The 13,049-nt window shown below is 44.0% G+C and carries 10 protein-coding genes; 2 read left to right on the top strand and 8 right to left on the bottom strand.

The window, feature by feature from the left end:
• Positions 1–102: 102 nt before the first annotated feature.
• The 4 genes from AC07M6_RS03475 to AC07M6_RS03460 all read right to left on the bottom strand — a co-directional run bounded on the left by AC07M6_RS03475 (position 103) and on the right by AC07M6_RS03460 (position 6,747).
• Entirely contained in the window at positions 103–3,531 is a 3,429-nt protein-coding gene (locus AC07M6_RS03475) for an efflux RND transporter permease subunit (RefSeq protein ID WP_494887522.1), read from the bottom strand.
• A gap of 26 nt (positions 3,532–3,557) precedes the next feature.
• The gene (locus tag AC07M6_RS03470; RefSeq protein WP_494887521.1) at positions 3,558–4,661 is read right to left on the bottom strand and encodes an efflux RND transporter periplasmic adaptor subunit; all 1,104 of its coding nucleotides are present in this window, start codon (positions 4,659–4,661) and stop codon (positions 3,558–3,560) included.
• Positions 4,662–4,692: 31 nt separating this feature from the next.
• The gene (locus tag AC07M6_RS03465) at positions 4,693–6,024 is read right to left on the bottom strand and encodes a TolC family protein (protein ID WP_494887520.1); all 1,332 of its coding nucleotides are present in this window, start codon (positions 6,022–6,024) and stop codon (positions 4,693–4,695) included.
• Positions 6,025–6,129: 105 nt separating this feature from the next.
• Positions 6,130–6,747: a TetR/AcrR family transcriptional regulator gene (locus tag AC07M6_RS03460; protein WP_494887519.1), complete on the bottom strand. Its 618-nt coding sequence runs from the start codon at positions 6,745–6,747 to the stop codon at positions 6,130–6,132.
• Between the two features lie 190 nt (positions 6,748–6,937).
• Here AC07M6_RS03460 and purB point away from each other — a divergent pair, with 190 nt between their 5' ends.
• Positions 6,938–8,284 carry an adenylosuccinate lyase gene (gene purB / locus AC07M6_RS03455; protein ID WP_494887518.1) on the top strand — a complete coding sequence of 449 codons (1,347 nt, stop codon included), beginning with the start codon at positions 6,938–6,940 and terminating at the stop codon, positions 8,282–8,284.
• Between the two features lie 245 nt (positions 8,285–8,529).
• Positions 8,530–9,081: a NifU family protein gene (locus tag AC07M6_RS03450; RefSeq protein WP_494887517.1), complete on the top strand. Its 552-nt coding sequence runs from the start codon at positions 8,530–8,532 to the stop codon at positions 9,079–9,081.
• A gap of 184 nt (positions 9,082–9,265) precedes the next feature.
• Here the strand turns inward: AC07M6_RS03450 and AC07M6_RS03445 are convergent, their stop codons facing one another.
• Genes AC07M6_RS03445 through mtaB form a run of 4 tightly spaced genes read right to left on the bottom strand, consistent with a single transcriptional unit; the run spans position 9,266 to position 13,044 of the window.
• Positions 9,266–10,051, bottom strand: coding sequence for an inositol monophosphatase family protein (locus AC07M6_RS03445; protein WP_494887516.1), 786 nt, complete (start codon positions 10,049–10,051; stop codon positions 9,266–9,268).
• Positions 10,020–10,499 carry a GtrA family protein gene (locus AC07M6_RS03440; RefSeq protein WP_494887515.1) on the bottom strand — a complete coding sequence of 160 codons (480 nt, stop codon included), beginning with the start codon at positions 10,497–10,499 and terminating at the stop codon, positions 10,020–10,022. The genes AC07M6_RS03445 and AC07M6_RS03440 overlap by 32 nt, the downstream gene beginning before the upstream one ends.
• A 1-nt stretch (position 10,500) precedes the next feature.
• Entirely contained in the window at positions 10,501–11,697 is a 1,197-nt protein-coding gene (locus AC07M6_RS03435; RefSeq protein ID WP_494887514.1) for a prolipoprotein diacylglyceryl transferase, read from the bottom strand.
• A gap of 27 nt (positions 11,698–11,724) precedes the next feature.
• The gene (mtaB, locus tag AC07M6_RS03430) at positions 11,725–13,044 is read right to left on the bottom strand and encodes a tRNA (N(6)-L-threonylcarbamoyladenosine(37)-C(2))-methylthiotransferase MtaB (RefSeq protein WP_494887513.1); all 1,320 of its coding nucleotides are present in this window, start codon (positions 13,042–13,044) and stop codon (positions 11,725–11,727) included.
• Positions 13,045–13,049: the final 5 nt, after the last annotated feature.

Genomic DNA, 13,049 nt, shown 5'->3' with positions numbered 1-13,049 from the left:
CTACGCATCACCCACCCCCTGCTCTATCGAAATGACAAAAAATTAGCAAAAAAGTCCGCCGGTATTAACCAGGCGGACTTTGATTTTTGGGGTAATTTCCTATTAAGCTTCCGCTAATTCAGCTTCTTCCACTTTCTCTTTTTTCCCGAACAACCTGTTCTTCATGTTCACCCTGATCAGGTACATACATGGCACCAATATCAGTGTAATGATGGTTGCAAAACCAAGACCGAAGATCATGGTCCAGGCCAGTGGGCCCCAGAAGGCAACGTTATCACCACCAAAGTGGATATGTGGTTCAAAGTGTGTGAACATCCTCACAAAGTCGATATTGAAACCTACGGCCAGTGGCAATAGGCCCAATATAGCGGCGGTAGCGGTTAATAGTACCGGTGTCATACGGGTATGGCCCGCTTCTACAACGGCATCATGTACGCTTACGCCCTGCTCTATCAGCATATCCGTAAACTCAACCAGCAGGATACCATTTCGGACTACCACACCTGCAAGGGCTATGATACCGATACCCGTCATTACAATGGTCATAGTCATGCCACAGATACTGATACCCAGCAATACACCAATGATACTGAAGAAGATCTCGCTGATGATGATAAACGTTTTACCAATCGAGTTAAACTGGATCATCAGGATAATCAGGATCAGCCCGAAGGATGTTGCTAAGGCGCTTAATAAGAAGATCATGGCTTCCATCTGGTCTTCCTGGCCGCCACCCTGCCTGATAATTACACTATCCGACTTTTTAAAATCAGGTAACGAACGCAATATTGCGGCATTAACATCATTAGGGTTATAAGGTTTAATAACGCTTGATCCCAAGGTTAACACACGGCGTTGTTGCTTACGCTTAATGTTGCTATAAGTGTTGGTATACCTTACATCGGTAAAGGCCGATATGGGTACCTGACGGATAGCGCCACCTGTAGCCATATCACGATAAGTGATCTTGATGTTACGCAGCTCATCAATATTGCTGCGCTGATTTTCAAGCGCCCTTACCTTTATTTGGTAATCATCTTCCTTGGTATTCCTGTAATCGGCTGCCTTAGTCCCAAAAATAGCCGTATTCAATGCTTGCGTAATCTGCGCGCTGCTGATACCTTCACGATTGGCCCGCTCACGGTCAATATCAAATACTACTTCTGGTTTGTCGCTTTGCACGTCAGCCACCAGGTTTTCAATACCTGGGATATTTTGCTTAGCGATATATGCTTTTAAACGGTTACCGGTTGCTACCAGCGTATCAATATTATCGCCAATAATTTCGATACTAATATCCTTTTGTACCGGCGGACCACTATTTTCCTGCATTACAGAAATTTTTGCGCCCGGCACACCCTGCACCGCCGCGCGGATATTTTGCAGGATCTTTTTGGTATCCTTACCCTTACGCTTGCCAAATTCAACAAACGCAACGGTTACTTTACCCTTGTTCTGGTAATCGCCCTGATCTTCATCGGTAGGGTCGGTAACACCTTTGGTTACGTTTGATATTACAGAAGATACAATATCCTTATCGGGTTCAACCACCTGGGCTACACGTTTCTCTAACTGGCGGGTTACCTCGTTAGTTGTAGCCTGATCGGTACCTATTGGCATGGTGATATATACATAGGCAAAGTTAGGGTCGCCCGAAGGGAAAAACACCGGTGTTTTTCCTAAATAATGGTTAACCACAAAGGCTAAAATAAACAAGCCAAACGTACCTGTTAGTACAGTACCCGGGCGGTGCACAGCCCGCTCCAGCCATTTAGCATACCATTGCTGAAATTTCGGCCATATGTTATTCTGAAATTTATCTATCACCCGCAGCAACACAAAGTGGTTAAGCAGGTATAAAAGGATACACAACACCAGGAAGTTACCCATACCCATAGTCCATTTACCGGCAGCAAACATCAGGTAGCTTAACACCGTCAGTACCGCTAAAACAAGTAGGGTACGTTTGGTCTTTTTGTCAAACTTCATATGGTCGTGCTCACCTTTAAAATGTGGTTTCATAAAATCAACCGCAAATACCGGGTTCATGATATAAGCCACCACTAACGATGCCAGTAACGTTATAATGAGCGTTATAGGCAGGAAGAACATAAAGTGCCCTATCAGGCTATTCCAGAAAGCCAGCGGGATAAACGGGGCCAGGGTAGTCATTGTGCCCGAAAATACCGGCATAAATACCTCGCCTGCAGCCATTTTAGCGGCTTCTTTAATTGGCACTTTACCATTATCAAAAATACGGTGCGTATTCTCAATTACCACAATGGCATCATCCACCACAATACCCAGCGCCAGCAGGAACGAGAACAGTACGATCATATTCAGCGTAAAGCCAATGGCCGGCATAATCAGGAAGGCGATAAAGCAGGATAACGGAACCGATAGCGCCACAAATATGGCGTTGGTAGTACCCATAAAAAACATCAGGATCACAGTTACCAGTATAAAACCAATTACAATGGTATTGATCAAGTCGTTCAGCGTGGTACGTGTTTTATCGCTCTGATCGCCGGTAACGGTAATGGCTAAGCCTTTCGGGAAAACTGTTTTTTGCTTCAGCTTGATCAATTCGTTGATCTTGTCTGATGCCTCGATCAGGTTTTCGCCGGCCCTTTTACTTACGTTAAGGGTTATTACATTTTTAAAATTAGGGTTATCGGGCGTTTTTAAACGGGCATAACTTTCCTGCTCCAAAAACGAGTCCTTAATTTCTGCAATATCGCGCAGATAAATAGCCTGGCCCTTAGGGTTACGGATAGCCATGGCCTGTATTTCGTCGGCATTTTTAAAATCCTGCTTCACATCAATACTACGGCGGATGCCATCTGTTTTAATAGTACCAACCGATGCCAGGATGTTTTCGCTGCCTATAGCACGGGTAATATCATCAAAACTAACCTGCGCCGCTGTCATCTTATTCAAATCAACATTGATCTGAATTTCGGGGGTTAAGGCGCCAACTTCTTCAACTTTTGATATTTCCTTATAGCTTTCTATCTCATCCTTCAAAATATCGGCATATTCCTTTAACCTTTTCAGGTCGTAATCGCCGGAGATATTGATATACAGTATAGGCAAATCGGCTACGTTAATATCTGATATTTCCGACTCTTTCAGGTTATTATCATTTTGAGGTAAATCCTGCTTGGCTTTATCCACCGCATCTTTTACATCTATCTTCGCATCCTTAATTTTCACATTTGCCTGAAATTCGGCTGTAATAATAGATACGTTTTGTACTGAGTTTGAGGTAACCTTTTTTAAACCTTTAAGTGATTTTAACTGCTTTTCGATTTGACGGGTAACCAAATTCTCTACGTTTTGCGGAGATTGCCCCCCCCAGACAGTAGTTACAAACACCTTCGATTGGGCGATATCCGGAAAATTCTCTTTCGGCAAATTATTATAGCTAACCAGGCCCAGTACCGTGATTAAAAATATAAGCACGTAAATGGCGGTTTTATTTTCGATGGCCCAGCTTGAGGGGCCAAATTCTTTGTGAACGTCTTTCATAGTCAAAAGATCAAATTGTTTAATAATTAATTACCCGGAGCTAAAACTTTGATCCTGTCGCCATCTTCTATATCGCTGGCACCCGCGGTTATTAAGGCATCGCCAATTTTTAAGCCTGATAGTATTTCGGTTTGGCCGCCGTAGGTTGCCCCGGCTTTAACGATCAGCTTTTTAGCTACTCCGTTATTGTTCACAAAAACAAAATCACCTGTTTCCGATTTCTGGATAGCTTTAACCGGTACCACAATAGCGTTGTTTTTAGTATAGCTGGCTATTTTTAAAATAGCGGTCATGTTAGGGCGCAGGGTTTTACGCTCGGGCAATTTAACTTCAATAGCAAAACTGCGCGATGTTGGGTCGATCACCTTGGCGGCAAATGTTAAATTAGTAGTTAACGAGTCGCTTGCATCCGGCACTAATATGATCACTTTGTTACCTTGCGCTACTACACCCGAGTATGATTCGGGCACATCAGCCTTCACCTTTAAAATATCGGCATTAACAATACGGATCCCTGTTTGTCCCGGCACAGCTACCTGGCCCAGTTTCAGGTCCATTTGGTCGATACTACCGCTGATTGGCGATTTAATGGTATACAAAGCCGATTGCTGGCGTAAGGCTGCTACCTGTTTTTGGCCAGCTTCGTAATTTGTTTTAGCCTGCAAAAACTGAACTTCGGTACCGATCTTTTGGTCCCACAAATTCTTTTGGCGCTGATATACCGTATTAGTCAGGCCCAATTGTGCTTCGGCCTGTGCAATTTGTTGCTGTAATACGTTGTTATCCAACTGAACCAACAGCTGGCCTTTACCAACATGCTGACCGGGTTTTACATAAATACTGGTAATAGTGGCCTGCACCTGCGGATAGGCAGTTACGTTATCCTGGGCATCAATTTTACCTTGTATTTGCACGTAGTTAGTAAACTGCGATGTTTTAATATCCACCACCCTTACATCCGTAACTTTTGATGAATCGGGCGCGGGGTGTTCTTCTTCTATTTTGGCAATCTTTGAAGCCACATCAGCCTGTTGTTTTTTAAGATCGGCTAATTCTGTTTTATAATCTTTAGGTTTCGAGCCGCAAGCTGCCAAAACCGTTGCTAATGCTATGAATAATATTTTTTTCATTTTGTATAGTGTTTTCGTGTGATTAAGATTTTTATTGAATACGGCCATAAGCTTTATCAAGGTCAACTTTACTTACCAGTGCATCGTACAGGCCTTGTATATAACTATTATCGGCGCTTTCTAAAGCGGTTTGTGCCTGGGTAACCTCTATGCTGGAACCTACCCCCTGCTGATATTTAATTTTTGATACCCGTAAAACTTCGCGGGCCAGTTCCTGGCTTTTTTGCTGATTTTTTAATGTTTGCAAACCATTAACATACATAATCGATGCCTGACTGGCTTGCAACATCAGTGCGTTTTTGGCATTATCCAAATCATTCTGCGCTTTTTGAACCGTAATTTGCGATTGCTTTACCTGGTTGGCACGTTGCCCGCCATTGTATATTGGGATGTTTAACGTTAACCCAATAAAGCTTGATGGAAAACTGGCACTATACAAATTACCGAAGCTGTTATTTTGATACGATAAAGAGTAGTTACCATTAGCGGTTAGCTTAGGCAAGTATTGCGCTTTTTTGCTTTGCAAATCGTACTCATTTAATCGTTTTTGGCTTTCCAGCAAACTATACTCAACCCGGTTGCGATAAAAAGTGGTATCGGCGCCAACCTGCGGCAGGTTATCTTCCAGTTTAATATCCTCCAGCTTATCCTTTAGTACCAGGCTGTTTTCAATAGGCATCCCCATCTGAAATTTTAACAGCTGATAGTTCAGGGCTAATAAACGCAGCACGTTTTCGCGGTTGGTAACCAGGTTATTGTATTGTACAGTTAAACGGTCAACATCAATTTTTTCGGCAAAACCCTGTTTGTTTTGGGCTGTTGTTTCATCAAGTTGTTGTTTGAGCTGTTTAATGTTGGCATCCAGCAAAGCAATCTGCTTATCGCTTACCAATACCTGGTAATAAGCTTTGGTTACGCTTACATTAACCTCAATTTTTGAACGGGTATAATTACGTTCTGATAGTTCCTTATAGGTTTTACGTGCCTTTAGGCCAACAAAGTAGTTACCATCAAAAATGATCTGGCTAACATTTAATCCCAGGCTTGATTGATACTTTACACCAAATTTAACCGGTATAAACGTACCCGGAGGCCCGCTGAAAATTTCTGCCGGCAAAAGCGTGGTCGGGATTTTCAGATAATCCTGAAACGATGCTGTACCATTAATTTGAGGTAAACCCGAACCGGTTATCTCTTTTAGCCTGTAATCGGTGCTTTTATTATCCAGATCGGCATTCTTAACATCGTTTTGATGCTGATAAGCATAACTGATACACTCGGCAAGCGTAAAACTTTTAGGCGAATTATCGGGCGGCGCCTGTTGTGCCATGCCTTTCAGCACGGTTAGGCCCCACATTAACATTATTATTGCTATTTTTCTCATATATGATAAAGTGTATTTGTGTGATGTATGTTATTAATTATTCAAAGTTGCCATGCGGTAGTGACACCCCTATGTCAACAGCTTTTAATCGTGTTTAATTAAGTTTTTATATTGTTCTAACAATTTATAGCCTTCGAGTGTGCAAATACCATAGTTAAAATGCTCCATCAGCTGGAACTGAACGCTCCAGGGACTAAAATCCGACAGGGGAAATATTTCGGTATTAAAACCCATTTCTACCTGGTTAACACGCATGCGGGCCAATACCTTCACATTAATATCCGGCCTGATATAACCCTGATCAATACCCGTGTTCAATAACCGCTCCAGCATGCCAATCATTACACCCGCTTTAAACTGCTGGAAAACATCCCAGGCCTGGGGGTGGTATTTTTGCAAATCGTGCATCAGGATAGGGTTGACACGTGATAAGATCTCTTCGGCGCAACGCATCATTTTTAGCAATTGCTCTATCACGTTGCTATCCGGCTGCGCAATAATCTCTTCCATCTGCTCCCGGTCTTCCTGCATTTTTTTGGTTACCAGGGCAATTACCAGTTCGTTTTTATCAGTAAAAAACTGGTAAATGGTTTTTTTAGATACCGCCAGGTGTTTGGCTATATCATCCATGGTGACGCTCTTAATTCCTGCACGGAAAAAAAGCTCCAGGCTGCCTGTTAATATTCTATCTTTTTGACTCATTGACTTACCGGGTCAAAACTAAGGAAACATTTTTTGATTTCAAAGTTTCCATATTGTTAAGTTTAAAGTTCGGAGTCAAAAGTCGTAAGTCTGACAATTGTGTGATAATACTCAATTTCACAGTCTTAAGACTTAGGACTTAAGACTTTCGACTTGAAAAACTATCTTTGCAAAAAATACGCTTATCTATATGTCAACGCTCACGCCACTGCTGGCCATCTCTCCTGTCGACGGTCGTTATCACAACGCAACTGCTGAATTAGCCGATTATTTTTCGGAATACGCGCTGATCAAGTACCGTGTGTTTGTAGAGATCGAATATTTTATAGCGCTGTACCAGCATCCGCTGCCGCAGTTACAGGATTTTGATAAAAGTTTAAAAGAAAAGTTACAGGGCATTTATCAAAATTTCAGTACAGATGATGCCGAAACCATTAAACTGATAGAGAAAACAACCAACCACGATGTAAAGGCTGTTGAGTATTTTATCAAGAAAAAGTTTGACGAATTAGGTCTGGCCGAATACAAGGAGTTTATCCACTTTGGTTTGACATCGCAGGATATTAATAATACCGCCATTCCCTATAGCTTTAAAACGGCTTTAAATAATGTGTATTATCCGGCTATCACTAACCTGATATCCATTTTAGTGCAACGTGCCAGCGAATGGGAAAACGTACCGATGCTGGCCCATACGCATGGACAACCAGCATCGCCTACACGGTTGGGTAAAGAGATCAGGGTGTTTATCGAGCGTTTGGAAAAGCAATTGGCTTTGCTTGAGCAAGTACCTGTATCGGCCAAGTTTGGCGGGGCTACGGGCAACTTTAACGCTCACCATGTAGCCTACCCGCAAATTAACTGGCAGGAGTTTGGGAACAAATTTGTGGACGAACAATTAGGCCTCAGCCGCTCGCAATACACAACGCAGATTGAACATTACGATAATTTTGCCGCCCAATGCGATGCCCTGAAACGCATTAATAATATCCTGATAGATTTAGACCGCGACATGTGGACCTATATCAGCATGAATTATTTTAAGCAGCAGATCAAGGCCGGCGAGGTAGGATCATCGGCCATGCCGCATAAGGTAAACCCGATTGATTTTGAAAATTCGGAAGGCAACCTGGGCATAGCCAACGCCGTTTTTGAGCATTTGGCGGCCAAATTGCCCATCTCCCGCCTGCAACGCGATTTAACCGATAGTACCGTGCTGCGCAATATTGGCGTGCCGGTAGCGCATACGCTGATCGCCATTAAATCAACCATCAGGGGGTTAAATAAACTATTGCTTAACGAGGCCGCTATTAATGCCCATTTAGAAGCTAACTGGGCGGTAGTTGCCGAGGCTATACAAACCATCCTGCGCCGTGAAGGCTACCCTAATCCATACGAGGCTTTGAAGGAACTAACCCGCACCAATACACAGGTAAACGCGCAAACTATGGCGAGTTTTATTGATACTTTGGCGGTGAGCGATGCGGTGAAGAATGAATTGAAAGCGATTACGCCTGGGAATTATACGGGAATATAAACAGCTATGAAAAGGCTGCATTCACCGCTTGTCATTGCGAGCGATAGCGCGGCAATCTCGTAGTTTGATCTGCGTACAACGAGATTGCCGCGTCGCCCCCATCTCACTGCCTCGGCCGGCTCCTCGCAATGACAAACGGATTTTCAATGGAGTTTAAGTAAGTCATTTTGGAGTAAAAGTAACCGATACCTGCACTTGCAATCAAAATCCTGAGTACATTTGTTAAGTATTAAAATTGCACCGTCATGAATATCAACGTATATACCGAAACAACGCCTAACCCGGCAACCATGAAGTTCATTGTCAACAAGTTGTTGATCAATGGCAGCGCCGACTTTGCAACTAAGGAAAGCGCCGAGAAATCGCCTTTTGCCAAGGAGCTATATAAATTCTCGTTTGTGAACGGCGTATTCTTCGCCAGCAACTTTGTAACCGTTACCAAAACCGAAGGTACCGAGTGGGCCGATATCGAAGCTATTGTTAAAGAGTTTGTAAAAGGTGCTGTTGAAAGCGAATTAAAGATCCAGGCCGAAGAACAGGCTGAAGATGTGGTATTTGAAGGAACCGAATCAGAAATAAAGATTCAGCAGATCTTACACGATTACGTTCGCCCGGCGGTTGAGCAGGATGGCGGCGCCATCAGCTATAAATCGTTTGATGCAGGTGTGGTTACGGTAGAGTTGCGCGGATCGTGCAGCGGTTGCCCATCATCAACCATTACCCTTAAAGCCGGTATCGAAAACCTGCTAAAACGTATGGTACCCGAAGTTACCGAAGTGGTATCAGAGGCGATGTAAAAATTAGTCCGAAAGGCGGGAAGACCGAAAGTCCGAAAGATATATAATTAAAAAAGCCACTTAACGCGGCTTTTTTAGTTATATACAACTTGTCATTGCGAGGTACGAAGCAATCGCACATCCAAAGAGCGACCTTGCATAGTTCGCGATTGCTTCGTACCTCGCAATGACAAGTTGCTGTTTATCAAAAATACTTCTGTACCACTTCCAACATCTCGCCCGTTATTTTCCCATTGGTAGCCAGTAGTTCCCGGGTATCCATTACTTCATCACCACCTTTATAATTCACCACATCGCCGCCAGCCTGGCGAACAATCACTACCCCGGCAGCAATATCCCAGGCATTCAGGTTATACTCGTAAAAGGCTTCAAAACGACCACATGCGGTGTAAGCCAGATCAACCGCGGCCGAGCCTAAGCGGCGCAGGCCGTGGCAGCTTTTCATCAGTTCGGTAAACAATGCTATATAGGCTGGTTGCTTACTGAAATCATAATACGGGAAACCGGTGGCTATCAGGCTGTCGGCTATTTTGGGTTTATTGCTTACGCGGATCTCTTTGCCGTTCAGGTATGCCGGCTGGCCTTTGCAGGCATAAAAGCACTCGTCAAGGTTTACCTCGTACACTACGCCTAAAACGGGTTCACTATATTCTTTCAAAGCAATACTCACCGAAAAGCATGGCAAACCATGGATAAAGTTAGTTGTGCCATCCAGCGGATCAATAACCCAGTTGTAGCGTTCGGCTACGTTGGTTTTGGTTTGTTCCTCGGTAATAAAGCCGGCTTCGGGCAGTAGCTGCTCTAAAGCTGTTACGATGATCTGCTCGGCGGTTTTATCCACATACGATACCATATCGTTCAAGCCTTTGTACTCAATCTTATCCGGATCAAATTTGGCGCGTTCCTGCCGGATAAAATCGCCGGCTTGTTTTGCTATTTCAACTACTTTGGGAAGAATCTGTTGCAGCATGATGACGTAATGATAAACTGAATGAAAATGCTTTATGAATAAAAAAACTGGCGAAAAACAAACTCAATGCCGCAATTGGCCGGGCTACAGGCGGGTAAAAGTTTAACTGGTTCACAAATATTTCCAACAAAAACTGATTGGCAAAAAAGCCGATAATGGCCACCGCCGTAAATCTGAAAAATTGTTTGGAAAAACTGGTTTTCGATTCGGTAAACACAATATAACGGGTCATTAAAAAATTAACCAGCACACCTAAAAAGAATGATACTGCCAGCGATACCGTAAAGTTACGTAAGTGCATCCCTAATACCCAGTAGTAGCGTTTTTCAAAAATATTATGATAAAACAGGTAGAAACAAATAATATCAACCACAAAACCAGTGCCGGCAGATAGTACAAACCTTACCACCTGGTTTTTTGAGATATGTTTAATATAGGCTACAGTCATTCTAAGCCCCTGCATGTGTTTTAGAATGCGTGCGGCCATTATAAATGAGCCATATACCACCCAGTATCAGTATCAATGAGATCATTTCGGCCTGGGTAAAGGGAATCCCGGCCACATGGTATTTGGTGTTTACACGGATCAGTTCGATAAAGAAACGCTCCACCCCGGTTAAAATAAGGTAAATGCCAAACAATACGCCCGGCGCCTTTACTTTATGACGGATCTGCCATAAAAATATAAACAGCAGGATACAGATCACACTTTCGTAAAATGGTGTTGGATACACAGGTGCAGGTAACACATGGCAAAACTTGCAGGTTTCTACCATACGCCCATTCACCATAGCCATTTTAGAAAAACCGGTCATGATCTCGCCGGTATCATTTACGTTATGCGGGTACCTGAACGCCCACATCCAATCGGGTGCCCAGCTTAGCCAGCCCGGTTTGGGAGCAAGGTTATCTATCCCCCAATCCCCATCGCCCGACATTTGGCAGCCAATACGGCCAACGCCGTAAGCCAGCATCATACCCGGCCCGCCAACATCCAGCATATTTAGCGGTTTAATACCATGCTTATTGGCTATATATAGTACAGCTGCTCCGCCGCATATCAAGCCGCCGTAAAAAGTTAACCCGCTAAAACCTACCAGCATCCCCACCGGATCGCGCATAAACTCGTCCCAGTTTTCCAGCGCGTTAAATAATTTGGCGCCTGCAAAGCCGGCAACAGCGGCCCAAAGCAGCAAGTTGCCCATTAATTCGTACGGATGCACGGTAACTTCCTGTCGCTTAGGCGCAGGTAATTGTTGCTTTTTAGCTTCATAATAGGCCCAGTAGGCAAATACGCCGGCAAATAAGATCCCGCCAACCCAGTTGCCCCGGCTTGAGAGCAGGAATCCCTGGGTATCATCAATCAGGGCATGATAGTTTAACGCGGCGTCTACCAGTTTATAGCCTAACAAAAAACCAAAGATCCCGTTGCCGGCAATTTCGGTAGCGGTAGGCGCCTCGCCAACAGTTACCGTACGTTTAAAAGAATGGACATATCCCAGGTTTTCCTTTCGCTTCATCTCCTGCGAGAAAGCCCAATAACCTGCCATAAATGCCAGCGCCACAAAAAACCCGAATGTTTGGAATGGCAGCAGTATATGTATCCCGGTAAAATATTCTATTAAGGACGAAAGGGTTGGAAACATCGTTTATAATTTACAGCGAATATATCATTAATGCACAAATATTTCTACAGCTTCGGTTATCTCCATATCCCCGTCGGCTGCAATATTTGTTAATTGTACGTGCTTCACTTCGTTTACCAGTATGGGGTCATACTTAGCCTTTACTTTCACGTAATTGCGGGTGAAACCGTGCATAAAGCCTTCTTTAATATCGCCCTCAAAAAGCACTTCGGCGTGTTTATTGATCTGAGTTTCGTAAAAGGCACGGCGTTTTTTATCGCTCAGGATATGCAGCATCTTACTGCGCTCGGCACGGGTTGATCCGGGCACGGTACCGCTCATTTCGGCAGCGGGTGTATTTTCACGTTCGCTATAAGTAAATACGTGCAGGTAAGAGATCTCCAGATCGTTCAGGAAGTTATAGGTATCGATAAATTCCTCGCGGGTTTCGCCGGGGAACCCGACGATCACATCCACACCAATGCAGCAATCGGGCATCAGTTGTTTGATCTTGGTTACCCGTTCGCTATATAATTCGCGGCGGTAACGGCGGCGCATCAACCCTAATATTTTGTTATTTCCGCTTTGCAGCGGAATATGGAAGTGCGGCACAAAACGTTTGGACTGCGCTACAAACTCAATAATCTCGTCGGTGAGCAAATTAGGCTCAATGCTGGAGATCCGGATCCGGTCGATACCTTCTACCCCATCCAGCGCCTTTACCAAATCCACAAACTTATCTTTACGCTCACCATCGCGAATACCGAAATCGCCAAGGTTTACACCGGTTAAAACAATCTCTTTTACGCCTGAGGCGGCTATATCTTTCGCTTGTTGCACTGCATTCTCAATAGTATCGCTACGACTTGCACCGCGGGCCAGCGGGATGGTACAAAAGGTACAAGAGTAATCGCAGCCGTCCTGAACTTTCAGAAAGGTGCGGGTACGGTCGCCAAAGGAATAGGCCGAAACAAAGGTATTGGCTTCGCTCACCGGCTGGTTATACACCACGGCTTTGGCATTTTTGGTCAGGTCGGTAATCACATCAACTATCCGAAACTTCTCGGCAGCGCCTAAAACCATATCAACACCGGGTATTTCGGCAATCTCTTTTGGCTTTAGCTGGGCATAACAACCTACAATAGTAACATAAGCGTTAGGCGATACCTTTAACGCTTCCTTCACTACCTTTTTGCACTTTTTATCGGCATTATCGGTAACCGAACAGGTATTGATCACATATACATCGGGCGTATCGGTAAAGTCGACAGTTTGGTAACCGGCCTGGGTAAACAGGCGGCCAATGCTGGACGTTTCCGAATAATTCAGCTTACAGCCTAAGGTATAAAATGCTACTTTTTTATTCATTCTAA

The sequence above is a fragment of the Mucilaginibacter sp. GW821-FHT07H05 genome (assembly GCF_059418485.1).
Note: the sequence above shows the minus strand (reverse complement) of the source record. Positions and strands in the feature narration are given on the sequence as shown.

What these genes read in the sequence shown, in the direction of transcription:
- AC07M6_RS03475 (WP_494887522.1), bottom strand. Translation starts at nt 3,531, where the DNA reads ATGAAAGACGTTCACAAAGAATTTGGCCCCTCAAGCTGGGCCATCGAA.
- AC07M6_RS03470 (WP_494887521.1), bottom strand. Translation starts at nt 4,661, where the DNA reads ATGAAAAAAATATTATTCATAGCATTAGCAACGGTTTTGGCAGCTTGC.
- AC07M6_RS03465 (WP_494887520.1), bottom strand. Translation starts at nt 6,024, where the DNA reads ATGTTAATGTGGGGCCTAACCGTGCTGAAAGGCATGGCACAACAGGCG.
- AC07M6_RS03460 (WP_494887519.1), bottom strand. Translation starts at nt 6,747, where the DNA reads ATGAGTCAAAAAGATAGAATATTAACAGGCAGCCTGGAGCTTTTTTTC.
- purB (WP_494887518.1), top strand. Translation starts at nt 6,938, where the DNA reads ATGTCAACGCTCACGCCACTGCTGGCCATCTCTCCTGTCGACGGTCGT.
- AC07M6_RS03450 (WP_494887517.1), top strand. Translation starts at nt 8,530, where the DNA reads ATGAATATCAACGTATATACCGAAACAACGCCTAACCCGGCAACCATG.
- AC07M6_RS03445 (WP_494887516.1), bottom strand. Translation starts at nt 10,051, where the DNA reads ATGCTGCAACAGATTCTTCCCAAAGTAGTTGAAATAGCAAAACAAGCC.
- AC07M6_RS03440 (WP_494887515.1), bottom strand. Translation starts at nt 10,499, where the DNA reads ATGACTGTAGCCTATATTAAACATATCTCAAAAAACCAGGTGGTAAGG.
- AC07M6_RS03435 (WP_494887514.1), bottom strand. Translation starts at nt 11,697, where the DNA reads ATGTTTCCAACCCTTTCGTCCTTAATAGAATATTTTACCGGGATACAT.
- mtaB (WP_494887513.1), bottom strand. Translation starts at nt 13,044, where the DNA reads ATGAATAAAAAAGTAGCATTTTATACCTTAGGCTGTAAGCTGAATTAT.